General features: G+C 65.8%; 13 protein-coding genes and 1 pseudogene. 12 read left to right on the forward strand and 2 right to left on the reverse strand.

What is annotated here, in order from left to right:
• The first annotated feature begins 57 nt into the window (after positions 1-57).
• The 5 genes and pseudogenes from ACYRGX_RS20015 to ACYRGX_RS20035 all read left to right on the forward strand — a co-directional run bounded on the left by ACYRGX_RS20015 (position 58) and on the right by ACYRGX_RS20035 (position 5,597).
• The gene (locus tag ACYRGX_RS20015) at positions 58-1,590 is read left to right on the forward strand and encodes an MBOAT family O-acyltransferase (protein ID WP_473054178.1); all 1,533 of its coding nucleotides are present in this window, start codon (positions 58-60) and stop codon (positions 1,588-1,590) included.
• A 9-nt stretch (positions 1,591-1,599) separates the two neighbouring features.
• Complete coding sequence (locus tag ACYRGX_RS20020) at positions 1,600-2,772, forward strand: alginate O-acetyltransferase (protein ID WP_473054179.1); 1,173 nt, start codon at positions 1,600-1,602, stop codon at positions 2,770-2,772.
• 22 nt (positions 2,773-2,794) lie between these two features.
• Positions 2,795-3,427, forward strand: coding sequence for an alginate O-acetyltransferase AlgF (locus tag ACYRGX_RS20025; protein WP_473054180.1), 633 nt, complete (start codon positions 2,795-2,797; stop codon positions 3,425-3,427).
• 82 nt (positions 3,428-3,509) lie between these two features.
• Positions 3,510-4,934 (forward strand): annotated as a pseudogene (locus tag ACYRGX_RS20030) (mannose-1-phosphate guanylyltransferase/mannose-6-phosphate isomerase); the annotation flags it as partial.
• A gap of 198 nt (positions 4,935-5,132) precedes the next feature.
• On the forward strand, positions 5,133-5,597 hold the full coding sequence (locus ACYRGX_RS20035; RefSeq protein ID WP_473056738.1) for a multidrug transporter: 465 nt from the start codon (positions 5,133-5,135) through the stop codon (positions 5,595-5,597).
• 136 nt (positions 5,598-5,733) lie between these two features.
• On the opposite strand, the gene ACYRGX_RS20040 is transcribed toward ACYRGX_RS20035, so the two are convergent.
• Positions 5,734-6,696, reverse strand: coding sequence for an IS110 family RNA-guided transposase (locus ACYRGX_RS20040; protein WP_473054181.1), 963 nt, complete (start codon positions 6,694-6,696; stop codon positions 5,734-5,736).
• A gap of 348 nt (positions 6,697-7,044) precedes the next feature.
• Positions 7,045-7,437: a RidA family protein gene (locus tag ACYRGX_RS20045; protein ID WP_473054182.1), complete on the reverse strand. Its 393-nt coding sequence runs from the start codon at positions 7,435-7,437 to the stop codon at positions 7,045-7,047.
• Between the two features lie 139 nt (positions 7,438-7,576).
• On the opposite strand from ACYRGX_RS20045, the gene ACYRGX_RS20050 reads away from it, so the two are divergent.
• From ACYRGX_RS20050 to ACYRGX_RS20080, 7 genes are all read left to right on the forward strand, one after another.
• On the forward strand, positions 7,577-8,494 hold the full coding sequence (locus tag ACYRGX_RS20050) for a LysR family transcriptional regulator (RefSeq protein ID WP_473054183.1): 918 nt from the start codon (positions 7,577-7,579) through the stop codon (positions 8,492-8,494).
• Between the two features lie 101 nt (positions 8,495-8,595).
• Positions 8,596-9,492 carry a LysR family transcriptional regulator gene (locus ACYRGX_RS20055; RefSeq protein WP_473054184.1) on the forward strand — a complete coding sequence of 299 codons (897 nt, stop codon included), beginning with the start codon at positions 8,596-8,598 and terminating at the stop codon, positions 9,490-9,492.
• A gap of 3 nt (positions 9,493-9,495) precedes the next feature.
• The gene (locus ACYRGX_RS20060; protein WP_473054185.1) at positions 9,496-10,398 is read left to right on the forward strand and encodes a LysR family transcriptional regulator; all 903 of its coding nucleotides are present in this window, start codon (positions 9,496-9,498) and stop codon (positions 10,396-10,398) included.
• Positions 10,399-10,542: 144 nt separating this feature from the next.
• On the forward strand, positions 10,543-11,169 hold the full coding sequence (locus ACYRGX_RS20065; protein WP_473054186.1) for a glutathione S-transferase family protein: 627 nt from the start codon (positions 10,543-10,545) through the stop codon (positions 11,167-11,169).
• A gap of 51 nt (positions 11,170-11,220) precedes the next feature.
• On the forward strand, positions 11,221-13,275 hold the full coding sequence (locus ACYRGX_RS20070) for a pyridoxamine 5'-phosphate oxidase family protein (RefSeq protein ID WP_473054187.1): 2,055 nt from the start codon (positions 11,221-11,223) through the stop codon (positions 13,273-13,275).
• 15 nt (positions 13,276-13,290) lie between these two features.
• Entirely contained in the window at positions 13,291-13,530 is a 240-nt protein-coding gene (locus ACYRGX_RS20075; protein WP_473054188.1) for a hypothetical protein, read from the forward strand.
• 40 nt (positions 13,531-13,570) lie between these two features.
• Positions 13,571-14,047, forward strand: a complete 477-nt coding sequence (locus ACYRGX_RS20080) for a nuclear transport factor 2 family protein (protein ID WP_473054189.1) — start codon at positions 13,571-13,573, stop codon at positions 14,045-14,047.
• Positions 14,048-14,375: the final 328 nt, after the last annotated feature.

The following is a 14,375-nucleotide window of genomic DNA, read 5'->3' on the forward strand; positions in this document are numbered from 1 at the left end:
CCACCACAAGCAACCGGCCCCACGGCCCTGACCTGACCCTGAGCGAGTGATCCGGCAATGGTGTTCTCATCCAACGTGTTCCTGTTCCTGTTCTTGCCGTTGTTCCTGGCGATCTACTACCTGAGCCCGGCAAAGCTGCGCAACCTGGTGATCCTCATCGGCAGCTACGTGTTCTACGCCTGGTGGCGGGTGGACTTCCTCGGGCTGTTCGTCGCCGTCACCCTGTGGAACTACGTGTTCGCCCTGCGCATCCACGCCCACGGCGTGCGCAGCAAGGCGGCGCAGCGTTGGGTGCTGTGGGGCGTGGCCGGCAACCTGGCGACGCTGGGCTACTTCAAGTACGCCAACTTCGGCATGCAGAACCTCAACCGGGCCATGGAGGCCGCCGGGCTGGACCCGTTCCTGGTCACCCACGTGATCCTGCCGATCGGCATTTCCTTCTACATCTTCCAGTCGATCAGCTACCTGATCGACGTGTATCGCGGCGACACCGAACCGACCCGCAACCTGATCGACTTCGCCGCCTTCATCGCCCTCTTCCCGCAACTGATCGCCGGCCCGGTGCTGCGCTACAAGGACCTCGCCGACCAGTTCACCGGGCGCACCCACAGCCTCGACAAGTTCTCCGAAGGCGCCACGCGCTTCATGCAGGGCTTCGTCAAGAAGGTCTTCATCGCCGACACCCTGGCGCCGCTGGTGGACCATCTGTTCGCCCTGCAGGACCCGAGCACCGGTGACGCCTGGCTGGCCATGCTCGCCTACACCGCGCAGCTCTACTTCGACTTCTCCGGCTACAGCGACATGGCCATCGGCCTGGGCCTGATGATGGGTTTTCGCTTCATGGAGAACTTCAACCAGCCCTACATCAGCCAGTCGATCACCGAGTTCTGGCGGCGCTGGCACATCAGCCTCTCCACCTGGCTGCGCGACTACCTGTACATCCCGCTGGGCGGCAACCGCAACGGCACCTTCGCCACCTACCGCAACCTGTTCCTGACCATGCTGCTGGGCGGTTTCTGGCACGGCGCCAACTGGACCTTCCTGCTCTGGGGCGCCTGGCACGGCACCTGGCTGGCGATCGAGCGCGCCCTGGGCATCGACCCCGCGCCGCGCCGCTTCAACCCGCTGCGCTGGGCCCCGACCTTCCTGCTGGTGATGCTCGGTTGGGTGATCTTCCGCGCGGAGAACCTGACGGTGGCCGGGCGCATCTATGCGGCGCTGTTCGGCTTCGACGGCTGGCAGCTCTCGGAGCTCGGCCGCGCCGGCGTCAACGACCTGCAGATCGCCACCCTGCTGCTGGCCTACGCCACCCTGGCGTTCTTCGGCCTGCGCCAGTTCTACCGCAACCCGCTGCGTCCGCGCGGCACCGCCGATGGCCCGGCCAGCGCCCAGCCGCGCATGCTCAAGGCGGTACCGGGGGACTCCGGCGAGGTCCAGGTCACCGCCTCCGGAATGCTAGTGCAGCGCCCGGCCTGGACGGCCCAGGCCAGCCGCACGCTGGTACGCGCGCTGGTCCTGGGACTGTTCCTCGCGTCGATCCTCAAGCTCTCGGCGCAGAGCTATTCCCCTTTCCTCTACTTCCAGTTCTGAGGCTTCGCCATGACCCACTCCTTGCGCAAGGTCTACGTCGGGTTGTTCCTCGCCATCCTGGTGACGGCGGGCGGCGCCGCCCTGCTCGCGGCGCGTGACTACCAGCGCCCGGCCGGGCCCGAGTTGCTCGACGGCGGCATGGCGCATGCCTTCGAGACCTACTACGACGAGCACTTCCCGCTCAAGCGCGTCGGCACCAACCTCTGGGCCGCCGCCCAGTACCTGCTGTTCGGCGAGGGTCGTGACGGCGTGATCGTCGGTCGCGACGGCTGGCTGTACAGCGACGAGGAATTCGAGCCGGTGGCCGGCGCCCGGCAGAACCTGCAAGCCAACTGGGAGCTGGTCCAGGGCGTAGCGCGCGAGATGGACGCGCGTGGCATCGAACTGGTGCTGGCCCTGGTCCCGGCGAAGGTTCGCCTGTATCCCGAACACGCCGGCCGGGCACAGCCCAGCGCATTGCGCAGCGACCTCTACGGCGAGCTGCTGGCGCGGGCGCAGCAATCCGGCATCGAGGCACCCGACCTGCTGACGCCGCTGCGCCAGGCCAAGGCCGACGAGCAGGTGTTCCTGCGTACCGACACCCACTGGACGCCCCAGGGCGCCGCCGTGGCTGCGCAGACACTGGCCGACAGCGTTGCCCAGCGCGGCCGCTTCCAGGGCGACCAGGCCTACGTCACCCAGCGCGGCGAGACCCGCGAGCACCGTGGCGACCTGCTCAACTTCCTGCCGCTGGACCCGCTGTTCGGCAGCCTGCTGCCGGCCCCGGACGACCTTCAGCAGCGCAAGACCACACCGCGCGAAGACGTCGCCGCCGGTGCCGATGCGCTGTTCGCCGACAGCAGTCTGCCGGTTGTCCTGGTGGGCACCAGCTACAGCGCCAACCCGTCCTGGAACTTCGCGGGCGCGCTGCGCCAGGACCTTTCCAGCGACCTGGCCAACTACGCCGAGGACGGCAAGGGCCCGATCCTGCCGATGCTCGAATACCTTTCCAGCGACGGCTTCAAGCAGAACCCGCCGCGCCTGGTGATCTGGGAAATCCCCGAACGCTATCTCCCCTTTGCCAACGATCTGAGCGGCTTCGACCCGCAATGGATCGCCCGCCTGCGCGCAGGTGGCGACGATCGCCAATTCGCCAGCAGCGACGAGCACACCACGCGTGCCGCGCCTGTGGCACGTCCCTGAATAACAACCGGAGGTCATCACGATGAAACGTTCGCAAACCCTTACCTGCGCCCTGCTGATGGGTCTGGCCAGCGCCACCGCCAGCGCCGACGAGGCCGCGCTCTATGGCCCCAGCGCACCCAAGGGCTCGGCCTTCGTACGGCTGTTCAATGCGGGCAGCCAGGAGGCCACCGGCACCCTGGGCAACACCGAGCTGGGCGATGTGCGCCCGCTCGCCAGCAGCGACTTCAGCTTCCTGCCGCCGGGCAGCTACACCGCCCAGGTGGACAGCGCCAGCCTGCCGGTGAAGCTGGATGCCGACAGTTACTACACGCTGGTCGCACAACCCGGCGGCCAGTTGGAACTGGTCGAGGAAGAGGCCTTCAAAAACCGCCAGAAAGCCCTGGTGCGGGTACACAACCTGTCCGACGAGAAACTGGCACTGAAGACCGCCGACGGTAAGACCGAAGTGGTTCCCGCAGTCGCCCCCGACGGCGCCGGCGACCGCGAAATCAACCCCGTGAAGGTCGACCTGGCGCTGTTCAACGGCAGCAAGAAAGTCGCCGACCTCGAACCTGTGGTGCTGCAGCGCGGAGAAGTGACCGCACTCTACGTGCTGGGTAGCGGCAGTTCGCTGTCCCCCACCTGGGTGGTCCGCCCCGCACGCACCGAATGAGCCGACGGCGACCCGCTGCGGCGGGTCGCACAACAACAAGAAACCACCCCAATTACCTATCTACGTTCTACGGAGAGCACACATGATTCCAGTAATCCTCTCGGGTGGCAGCGGTTCGCGTCTATGGCCGCTTTCGCGCAAACAGTTCCCCAAGCAGTTCCTGGCGCTCACCGGTGAGCGCACGCTGTTCCAGCAAACCCTGCAACGGCTGAACTTCGAGGGCATGCAGGCACCGCTGGTGGTGTGCAACACCGAGCACCGCTTCATCGTCCGCGAGCAGTTGGCCGCCATCGACCACACCATCCAGGGCCTGCTGCTCGAGCCCTTCGGGCGCAACACCGCGCCGGCCGTGGCGCTAGCGGCGATGCAACTCACCGCCGACGGTCGCGACGAGCTGCTGCTGGTGCTGCCCGCCGACCACGTGATCGCCGACCAGCGCGCCTTCCAGCAAGCCCTGGCGCTGGCCACCAACGCCGCCGAAGCCGGCGAAATGGTGCTCTTCGGCATCCCCGCGAAGAGCCCGGAAACCGGCTACGGCTACGTCAAGTGCGGCGCCGACGCCACCCTGCCCGACGGCAGCGCCCGCGTCGAACGCTTCGTCGAGAAGCCCGACGAGGAGCGCGCCAAGGAGTTCGTCGCATCCGGCGACTACTACTGGAACAGCGGCATGTTCCTGTTCCGCGCCAGCCGCTTCCTCGAAGAACTCAAGGAGCACGACCCGGACATCTACGACACCTGCCTGCTGGCCCTCGAACGTAGCGAAAGCAAGGACGAGGAAGTGCAGATCGACAACGCCACCTTCGCCTGCTGCCCGGACAACTCCATCGACTACGCGGTGATGGAGAAGACCCGCCATGCCGCCCTGGTGCCGCTGTCCGCCGGCTGGAACGACGTCGGCTGCTGGTCGTCGATCTGGGAAGTCCACGACAAGGACGAAAACGGCAACGTGATCCACGGCGACGTGGTCATGGAAGATGCCCACAACTGCCTGGTACATGGCAACGGCAAGCTGGTCACCGTGGTCGGCCTGGACGACGTGGTGGTGGTGGAGACCAAGGACGCCACCATGGTCACCCACAAGGACCGCGTGCAGGACGTGAAGAAGCTGGTGAACAAGCTCGAGCGCTCCGCCCGCAGCGAAACCAAGAACCACTGCGAGGTGTTCCGTCCCTGGGGCTCCTATGACTCGGTGGACATGGGCGGTCGCTTCCAGGTCAAGCACATCACCGTCAAACCCGGCGCCAGCCTGTCGCTGCAGATGCACCACCATCGCGCCGAACACTGGATCGTGGTGTCCGGCACCGCCGAGGTGACCTGCAACGACCGCGTGTTCCTTCTCACCGAGAACCAGTCGACCTACATCCCGATGACCTCCGTGCACCGTCTGGCCAACCCCGGCAAGATCCCGCTGGAGATCATCGAGGTGCAGTCCGGCGGCTACCTCGGCGAAGACGACATCGAGCGTCTGGAAGACGTCTACGGTCGTACCGAAGCCGGCGCCGTGCAGAGCGAAGCGATACCGGTGCGCCGTGAGCGCAACGCCTCGCGCCAGCGTGCCGTGCCCGACATGCCCTTCCCCAACCGCCGCGCCAGCCTCTGACGTGACACCCGAGCGGCAAGGACGCCGCTCTTCCCCCCTGCCCCTTGAAGCCTGACGCCAGGGCCTGCAAGCTGTCCTACCGGCTTGCTGGAGAATCCCATGTCCCTGCTGTTCGGCGCCCTGCTGATCCTCACCTGGCTGGTCCTGCTGATCCGCTTCCCGCTGCGCGCGCTGCCGCTCTCGGTCGCCGCCCTGCTCGGCCTGTTGCTGATCGCCGCCGGCGTGCTCTGGCAGGAACACCGTGAAGAAACGCGCTTGCAGCGTCTGCAACTGAGCCTGGACTGGAACCTCGACGCCTGCCCGGCCGAACGCCCGCTACAGGTGCAACTGCTCAACGACAGCGACAAACCCCTGCTGAACCTGGAATGGCAGATCGCCGCGCGCCTGCCCGGCGAAGGCGTGGACCTGGTACAGGAAGGCTACCGCGACGCCCGCTACCAGGCCGCCGAATCCCTGCCGCCTGGGCAACGCTGGCAAACCTGCCTGGCCCTCCCCGCCCTGCGCCCAGGCTACCGGCCGCAGAGCCTGCAGTTCAGCGCCGAACGGGTGCAGGGCACCTTCGGCGACTAAATCCCAGCCACACCCAGGCAGCCCCAGAGGCGTTCGCACGCGCGAGCGCGGGAACGATCAACACGCGCCGGCGCGGCACCCACTAGCCCCTCACTCCTCGCGGGAGAGGGGGTGGGGAGAGCAACCGTGTTCCCGGTCAAGCCTGACGACTGTCCCAGGCCGGATTCCAGGGCGTTCCTGTACGCAGGATCGCATTGAGGATCACGAGCAGTTTGCGCATGCAGGCTACGATGACGACCTTGGGTGGCTTGCCGACCGCCACCAGGCGGTCGCTCATGGCTTTGATCTGGGGGTTGTACCGACGAGCGCTTTGGGTCGCCATGTACAGCGCATGGCGAACGGCTGCACGTCCACCCCAGATCCTGCGCTTGCCGCGCATCTGGCCGCTGTCGTGGGCGAAGGGAGCCACACCGACCAGCGCGGCGATCTGTTTGCGCGTGAGCTGACCCAGTTCCGGCAGATCGGCGATCAGCGTCGACGCATTGATATCTCCAATGCCTTTGACGCTTTGCAGCAAGTCATCCTTGGCTTTCCAGGCGGGACTGTCCTTGATCCGCTGACGCATCTCGTCATCGAAATCACTGACGGCCTTCTCCAGCCAGCGGATGTGTTGCTTGAGATGCTTGGAGACCCGAGGGTCGCGCGCTTGAGCCAAGCGCTGGCGCTCCATGACCAGCATCTCGACGGTCTGCCGCCGCCGTGTCAGTACCTCATCGAGTGCTCGCAGCGATTCGTCCTTGAGGGCTCTGGGTTCAACGCCGGTCATCGCGCCGAAACGCGCCAGGACACCGGCATCGACCTGATCGGTCTTGGCCAAGATACCCAGCGCCTGGGCGAAACGATGCGTCTGCCGCGGATTGACCACGGCCACCGGGACACCCGCACGCGCCAACTCTGCGGCAAGCTCGGCCTCCAGGCCACCCGTGGCCTCGAGCACAACCAGCTTGAAGCGCTGTTCGAGGGCTTTGGCCACCAGCGCGTCAATGCCTTCCACCGTATTCTCATGCGCCCACGCGGTAGACGCCGGCCAGGTCGCACAGTCCAACCGAGCCTTAGAAACGTCTACACCCAATACCACTTCTGCGTCTTGCTGTTTCATGACGTTGACTCCCTGCCTTGCAATGCGAGCTTCGAGCTCAGGCAACCGTTCGGGTTCTCTAATCAAAACCGCCATAGCGACCCTCGCTCTCCCACGGTCTTGTAACCAGAGGGCTTACGGTCTGCTGCGGCGGGAACAGCCAAAACAACATACAAGGGGCCAAGCCACCTCGACAGCAGCGTGGCGATCGTACGTTCGGGACGCGGTGTATCCCTGGAGGCGTTCCCACGCTGGAGCCTGGGCACGATCAGTGCCGGAGTTTGGGAACGACGAATACCCGCCAGGATGGCACCCGCTAGCCCCTCGCCCCTTGCGGGAGAGGGGTTGGGGAGAGCGGGCAAGTCACCTCTACGGCAACCTGGCGATCACCTTGATCTCGAAGTCGAAGCCGGACAGCCAGGTCACGCCGATGGCGGTGGCCGTCGGGTAAGGCGCCTCGCCCCAGAACTCGGCGGCAACCTCCCAGACCCGCTCGAATTTCGCTGCGGGATCGACCATGAAGATGGTCACGTCGACCACGTCCTCGAAGCGGCTGCCCGCCTCCGTGAGGATCGCGTTGAGGTTGGCGAAAGCCAGGCGCACCTGCTCGTCGAGGTCCGGCTCCGGCGAACCGTCCTTGCGGCTGCCCACCTGGCCGGAGACGAACAGAAAGCCGTTGGAACGGATCGCCGGCGAATAGCGATGCAGGTCATAGAGCGCATGGCGCTCCGCCGGGAAAACCACATCACGTTTGTTGCTCATGGCATACCTCCACTGGGGCCAGCACGGCCCGCCGATGACGAGGTGTCCACTCTAGGAAGGCGGCCGCCGACGATAAACGTGCAACCTTGTCCATGACTGTTTGTAGAATCCAAACAATCCCAGAGCAGCGAGACGCAAAATGGACCGCTTCGATGCCATGCAGGCCTTCGCCCGTGTGGTGGAAACCGGCAGCTTCACCAAGGCCGCCAGCACCCTGCACATGAGCAAGACCAGCGTCACCCAGCTGGTGCAGCAGCTCGAAGCGCGCCTGCGCGTGCGCCTGCTCAACCGCACCACGCGCAAGGTCAACGTCACCGCCGACGGCGCCGCCTATTACGAACGCGTCGTCCGCCTGCTGGCCGATATGGACGACGCCGAAACCAGCCTCTCCAGCGCCGCCCAGGCCCCACGCGGGCGCCTGCGGGTGGACGTGCCGAGCCCGCTGGCGCGCATGCTGCTGATCCCCGCCCTACCCGGCTTCTACGCCCGCTACCCGGAAATCCAGCTGACCCTGGGCGTCAGCGACCGCATCGTCGACCTGATCGGGGAAAACATCGACTGCGTGGTGCGCGGCGGCGAAATCACCGACCAGTCGCTGGTCGCCCGCCATGTCGGCGACCTGCAACTGGGGCTCTACGCCGCCCCCAGCTACCTGCAACGCGTCGGCACGCCGGCCCACCCGCGCGAACTGGAAGAAGGCCCGCACACCACCGTCGGCTATCTCTGGTTCCGCACCGGCCGAACCCTGCCCCTGAGCCTGCAACGCGACGACGAACAACTGGAAATCCACGGCCGGCCGCAACTGACCGTCGACGACGGCAACGCCTACCTCACCGCCGGCCTCACCGGCCTGGGCGTGCTATGGCTCCCCGAATACATGGCCAAACCCCACCTCGCCCGCGGCGAGCTGCGCCCGCTGTTCGAAGACTGGCAAATGGCTCCGATGCCCATGTACCTCGCCTTCCCACCCAACCGCCACGTCAGCGCCAAGCTGCGGGTGTTTATCGACTGGGTGATCGAACTGATGGCAGAGCATGCGCCGGTGCTGGGACGGTAGACGAAGCGGGCCTCTCCAACCCTCAGCGGCCGCGCCAGGCGCTAAGCTGTGGAACCCACCCATTTGGCTGATTGGCGGTGAATTTGGATAGGTTCCAGGAAATGAAGGTGCTGCTAGCGGTCGTGGAGGCGGAAAGTTTTGCCGGCGGAGCCAAACTGCTGGGCATGTCGCCACCCAGCGTGTCGCGGGTGATCGCCGGCCTGGAAAGCCGCCTGGGCACCCTGCTGCTGGCCAGAAGCACGCGCAGCGTGCGCCTGACCGAGGCAGGCCGTCGTTATGTCGATGACTGCAAACGCATCCTCCAAGACGTGGAAGAGGCCGATGAATTGGCCGCGGGCAGCAGCAGCCGTGCGCGCGGCAACCTGACGGTGACCGCGCCAGTGATGTTCGGCGAGCTGTTTCTCATCCCGCTGATCACCGAATACCTGAACGAACACCCCGAGGTTTCCATCAACGCCCTGTTGGTGGACCGTCTGGTGAGCATGATCGATGAAGGACTGGACGTGGCGATCCGCATTGGCCGATTACCCGATTCTGACCTGCAAGCCGTCAGGGTCGGCCAGATCCGTCCGGTCATCTGCGCCGCGCCAGCCTATCTCGAACGGGCCGGGCGACCGAGCGTGCCCAAGGACGTGATGAAGGCGCCTATCGTCATGTCATCGGCCAGCCGGCTGCTCACCGATTGGCAATTCAAGGGTCCACAAGGCGCACTGACCCTGCACCCCAAGCCGCGCCTGATGGTCAGCTCCAATCAGGCCGCCATAACCGCCGCCCGCATGGGCTGGGGTTTGACGCGGGTGCTGTCCTACCAGGTGGCCGAACTGGTCAGCCGGGGCGAACTGGAGATCGTCCTGGAAGACTACGAAACCGAGGCTCTGCCCGTGCACGTGCTGTATCAGCGCAACAAGAGAATGCCAGCCAAAGTGCGCACCTTCGTGGACTTCTGCGTCCGCCGTTTTCAGCAGGACCGGTCATTGCAAACGCCACCGGTGGTTTGAAACATGAGCCTCTACCGGCAGATGCAAGTGTTCGACGCCGTGGCGCAAAGCGGCAGCCTGGCCGCCGCAGCGCGCCAGCTGGGGCTTTCCGAAGCGACCGTCACGCGCACCCTCAGCGCCCTGGAAGCCCACCTGAACACCGCACTGCTGAGCCGCGGCCCCCGTGGCATCGACCTGAGCCCTGCCGGTGAGCGCTTTGCCCTGAGCTGCCAGCAGATCCTCGAACAGACCGCCGAGGCCGAGCGCTCGGCGGCGGGCGTGCATGCCTGCCCGGCTGGGCGACTGAGCCTGGCGCTGCCTCTGTTGATGGACCACCAGGTGCTCACGCCCATCGCCCTCGATTACCTCGCGGCATTCCCCGACGTTCAGTTGGTCACCCACGCCATTACCGGTACGCCCAAGCTGCTCGAAGACGGTCTCGATGTGGCGCTGGTGCTGGGCCAACTGGCCAATTCATCGGATTTCGCGGCGAGACTGGGCACGGTCCGGCCGATCGTCTGCGCGGCGCCAAGCTACCTGGCCCAGTGGGGACGACCGCAGATCCCGGAAGATCTCAAGGCGCACCGCGCAGTGATTACCTCATCGCCCGGTTACGAGACCGCCTGGAAATTCCACGTTGAGCACCACGTGCGCTCGATAACGCCGCTCCCGGCACTGACGTGCACCACCCAAAACGCCGCCATTCATGCGGCCGTGCTGGGACTGGGGCTGATCCGCTGCCTGAGCTACGAAGCCCATGCCGAACTGCAAAGCGGGTTGCTCGAACCCGTACTGCAGCCCTACGCCAGCCCCGGCATTCCGGCGCAGTTGATCTACCGCCACGGCCGCCGCGCCGAGGCGCGGGTACGCAGCTTCATCGACTTCGCCACGCCGCGGTTGCGCGCCCACCCCGCCTTCTACGACTGACCGCCAGCGGTACTCTTTCGGAAAACGGAATTATGGATTGCCCAGGGTGGTGATTCTGCTCATTCGTGTATCGGCGCAGCATGGCTCCAACAGCGCAATACCCCACAGCGCGCTGGCCACTCACACACGCTACGGAGCCACGACATGACCAAAGCCATCAAACTCTATCGCCACCCGCTGTCCGGCCACGCCCATCGCGTCGAACTGATGCTCTCGCTGCTCAAGCTGCCCACCGAGCTGGTGTCCGTCGACCTGGCCAACGGTGAGCACAAGAAGGCCGAATACCTGGCGATCAACGCCTTCGGCCAGGTGCCGGTGATCGACGACAACGGCACCCTGATCAGCGACTCCAACGCGATCCTGGTCTACCTGGCGAAGCAATACGGCAGCGGCCACTGGCAGTTGAACGATCCGCTGCAGGAAGCGCGCGTACAGCGCTGGCTGTCGGTCGCCGCCGGTCAGGTCGCCTATGGCCCGGCCGCTGCACGCCTGATCACGGTGTTCGGTGCGTCGTTCAATGCCGACGAGGTCATCGCCCGCGCCCATACCCTGCTCACGGTGATGGAAAGCGAACTGGCCGCCAGACCCTTCCTCGCAGGCGGCGAACCGAGCATTGCCGACGTTTCCAACTACAGCTACATCGCCCATGCGCCGGAGGGCAACGTTTCGCTGGAGCCCTACCCCAACGTGCGCGCCTGGCTGCAACGCATCGAAGCGCTGCCCGGCTTCGTGCCCATGCCACGTACCGCCGCAGGCCTGCACGCCAACTGAGTGTCGACCAGGCTGCCAGGTTTCCTGGCAGCCTGTCCGAGGAGCGACGCCATGGACCACCTCCCCAAGCACCGCAAATCGCCCTGGCATGCCGGTGAACGCCAGTTGCAGGAAAGCGCGCACGTCGCCGAGCGCATGGACGTGATCGGGCAGAAGGCCATCCGCGATTACATGCCCGATCAGCACCGCGAGTTTTACCAGCAAGTACCGTTCATGGTGGTCGGCGCGGTAGACGACGAGGGCCGTCCCTGGGCAACCCTGCTCGTAGGGCCCGAAGGCTTCGTCACCTCGGCCGATCCGCAGCACCTGTTCCTCGCCACTCAGCCCGACCCGCAAGACCCGGCCGCCAGCGGCCTGCAAAGCGGCAGCGCCATCGGCATGCTCGGCATCGAACTGCATACGCGTCGGCGCAACCGCATCAACGGCAAGATCACTCAAGCCTCGGCCGAAGGCTTCGCGGTGGAGGTCGAGCACTCCTATGGCAACTGCCCCAAATACATCCAGGAGCGCTCCTACACCCGCCTCAGCGCGCAGGCAGACAAGGCGCCGCGCCAGGACTTCACCGGCCTGGACGACTACAGCCGAACGCTGATCCGGGCAGCCGACACCTTCTTCATCGCCAGCTACTTCGAGCATGACACCCACAGCCGCTCGGTGGACGTCTCCCATCGCGGCGGGCGTGCCGGCTTCGTCAAAGTCGACGGCAACCGCCTGACGATTCCCGACTATGCCGGCAACCTGTTTTTCAACACCCTCGGCAACCTGCAGGCCAACCCGATCGCCGGTTTGCTGTTCGTCGACTTCGCCAGCGGCGACATGCTGCAACTCAGCGGGCGCACCGAGCTGTTGCTCGACAGTCCGCTGATCAAGACCTTCGAAGGCGCCGAGCGACTGTGGACCCTCGAGGTGGAGCAGGTCGTGCTGCGCCCGGCTGCGGTCGGTATTCGCTGGCAATTCCACGACTACGCCCCCACCAGCCTGGCCACTGGCACCTGGGCGGAAGCCGACGAGCGCCTGCGCCAGTACCAGCAGCGTCGAGAGTGGCAGCAATGGCGAGTGACGCAGGTACAGCAGGAGAGCCGCGATATCCGCTCCCTGTTCCTCGCACCGCAGGACGGTGCCGCCGTGCCTTTCGTGGCGGGGCAGCACCTGCCGCTGCGTATCCTGACGCAGGACGACGAGGCCCTGGTGAGAACCTACAGCCTGTCCAGCGCGCCTTCCGACGGCCACATCCGTATCAGTGTGAAATTGCAGGGCAAGGCCTCGCGGCACCTGCACGAACACGTCCAGGTCGGCGACCTGCTGCACCTCCGCACGCCGCTGGGCAGCTTCACCTTGGTCGACGACGTCGAAAGGCCGGTCGTACTGATCGGCGCCGGCGTCGGTATCACGCCGATGATCTCCATGGCCCGCGAACTGGTCGCGCAGAACAGGCAACTCCAGCGCGAGCGGCACGTCCACCTGTTCCACAGCGCCCGCAGCCTGGCCGACCTGCCCTTCCGAGAGGAACTGACGGCGCTGCAACAGCAGTCGGACGGGCTGCTGCATATCTACCGCGCCCTGAGCAGTCCCGACGCCGAGGCGCAACTCGAACGCGACTACCAACTCGCTGGCCGACTGAGTTTCGCCCAGCTCAAGGCGCGCCTGCCGCTGGACGACTACGACTTCTACCTGTGCGGTCCCAGCGGCTTTCTGCAGGACATCTACGACGGTCTGCGCCGCCTCAACATTCCCGACCCGCGTATCCACGCCGAGGCCTTCGGCCCCTCTGCCCTTCGCCGCACGCAGAGCGAACAGCCCGCGAGCCAGGCGCAGCCACCGGCTGCCAGCAGACCGGTGCCGGTGTACTTCTCCGCCTCGGCCACCGAAGCGCGCTGGAAGCCCGACAGCGGCAGCCTGCTGGAACTGGCCGAGAGCCGTGGCCTGAACCCCGAGTTCAGCTGCCGTGGCGGCTCGTGCGGCACCTGCGCTGCGCGACTGGTCAGCGGCGCCGTGCACTACCCCAACCCACCGGCGCAACGGCCGGACGGCGACAAGGTGCTGATCTGCTGCGCCGTACCGGCACAGACCGAAGACAGCGCACAACCCCTGGTGCTGGATCTCTGAAGAGGGAGCCGCGTGATGAACGGAAGTGCTCTACGTCGTTGGGACATGCCGCCGTCCGTGCACTGGCACGACGCACCCACGTCCACCTCGGCAAAGCGCGACGTCATGGAGCGGGAGGCGACCCTGCTGCTGCCGCCGATGAGCGCGGCACGGGAACATCCCTGCACCACCGCACCGGCCAGCCGTCTGCTCGGCCTGTGGCGTGCGCTGCGCAAGCGCATTCGTCAGCCACTTCCGGAAACCACGCGCCAGTGAGCGCATCCGCCCCATCACCCTCGTCCACAGGAGCAAGCCAATGTCCACGCCTGAAATCCGCCAACCGGTGCCGCCGTTCACCCGTGAAACCGCCATCCTCAAGGTGCGCCTCGCCGAGGACGGCTGGAACAGTCGCGACGCCGCCAAGGTCGCGCTCGCCTATACCCCCGACACGCGCTGGCGCAACCGCGCGGAATTTGCCAACAGCCGCGCCGAGGCCGAAGCCTTTCTGCGGCGCAAATGGAACAAGGAACTGGAGTACCGCCTGATCAAGGAACTCTGGGCCTTCACCGAGAACCGCATCGCCGTGCGCTATGCCTACGAATGGCACGACGACTCCGGTAACTGGTTCCGCTCCTACGGCAACGAAAACTGGGAATTCGCCGACAACGGCCTGATGGCCCATCGCTTCGCCTGCATCAACGACCTGCCCATCAGCGAGAAGGAACGCAAGTTCCGCTGGCCTCTGGGGCGACGTCCGGACGACCATCCGGGGCTGTCGGAACTGGGCCTGTAAAAGCCGCCGCAAGGGCACGCGCTTACAACGTACCACCGGGACGTAGAGCGTCCCCGGTGCCGTTACCGCGTGGGAGCGTGGGGACGAACATCAAACCCCAGCTCGTCAGCGGCAAACTGCAAACCCTGTTCGAAGACGGCCTGCCACCATACCCATATACCTCGCCTTCCCATCCAACCGCCTCGTCAGCGCCAAACTGCGGGGAGCTTATCGACTGGGTGATCGAACTGATGGCGGAGCATGCGCCGGTGGTGGGGAAATAAGAGGGTGCTTTAGGCCAAAAGCGGCCAGCCGCGCCGGGCAGGAAAAACCTGAGGTGGACGGTGAT

Source organism: Pseudomonas sp. R4-15, from assembly GCF_055768815.1.

Bases quoted from the DNA above. Each gene is read 5' to 3' on its own strand.
- ACYRGX_RS20015 (WP_473054178.1), top strand. From the start codon at position 58: ATGGTGTTCTCATCCAACGTGTTCCTGTTCCTGTTCTTGCCGTTGTTC.
- ACYRGX_RS20020 (WP_473054179.1), top strand. From the start codon at position 1,600: ATGACCCACTCCTTGCGCAAGGTCTACGTCGGGTTGTTCCTCGCCATC.
- ACYRGX_RS20025 (WP_473054180.1), top strand. From the start codon at position 2,795: ATGAAACGTTCGCAAACCCTTACCTGCGCCCTGCTGATGGGTCTGGCC.
- ACYRGX_RS20040 (WP_473054181.1), bottom strand. From the start codon at position 6,696: ATGAAACAGCAAGACGCAGAAGTGGTATTGGGTGTAGACGTTTCTAAG.
- ACYRGX_RS20045 (WP_473054182.1), bottom strand. From the start codon at position 7,437: ATGAGCAACAAACGTGATGTGGTTTTCCCGGCGGAGCGCCATGCGCTC.
- ACYRGX_RS20050 (WP_473054183.1), top strand. From the start codon at position 7,577: ATGGACCGCTTCGATGCCATGCAGGCCTTCGCCCGTGTGGTGGAAACC.
- ACYRGX_RS20055 (WP_473054184.1), top strand. From the start codon at position 8,596: ATGAAGGTGCTGCTAGCGGTCGTGGAGGCGGAAAGTTTTGCCGGCGGA.
- ACYRGX_RS20060 (WP_473054185.1), top strand. From the start codon at position 9,496: ATGAGCCTCTACCGGCAGATGCAAGTGTTCGACGCCGTGGCGCAAAGC.
- ACYRGX_RS20065 (WP_473054186.1), top strand. From the start codon at position 10,543: ATGACCAAAGCCATCAAACTCTATCGCCACCCGCTGTCCGGCCACGCC.
- ACYRGX_RS20070 (WP_473054187.1), top strand. From the start codon at position 11,221: ATGGACCACCTCCCCAAGCACCGCAAATCGCCCTGGCATGCCGGTGAA.
- ACYRGX_RS20075 (WP_473054188.1), top strand. From the start codon at position 13,291: ATGAACGGAAGTGCTCTACGTCGTTGGGACATGCCGCCGTCCGTGCAC.
- ACYRGX_RS20080 (WP_473054189.1), top strand. From the start codon at position 13,571: ATGTCCACGCCTGAAATCCGCCAACCGGTGCCGCCGTTCACCCGTGAA.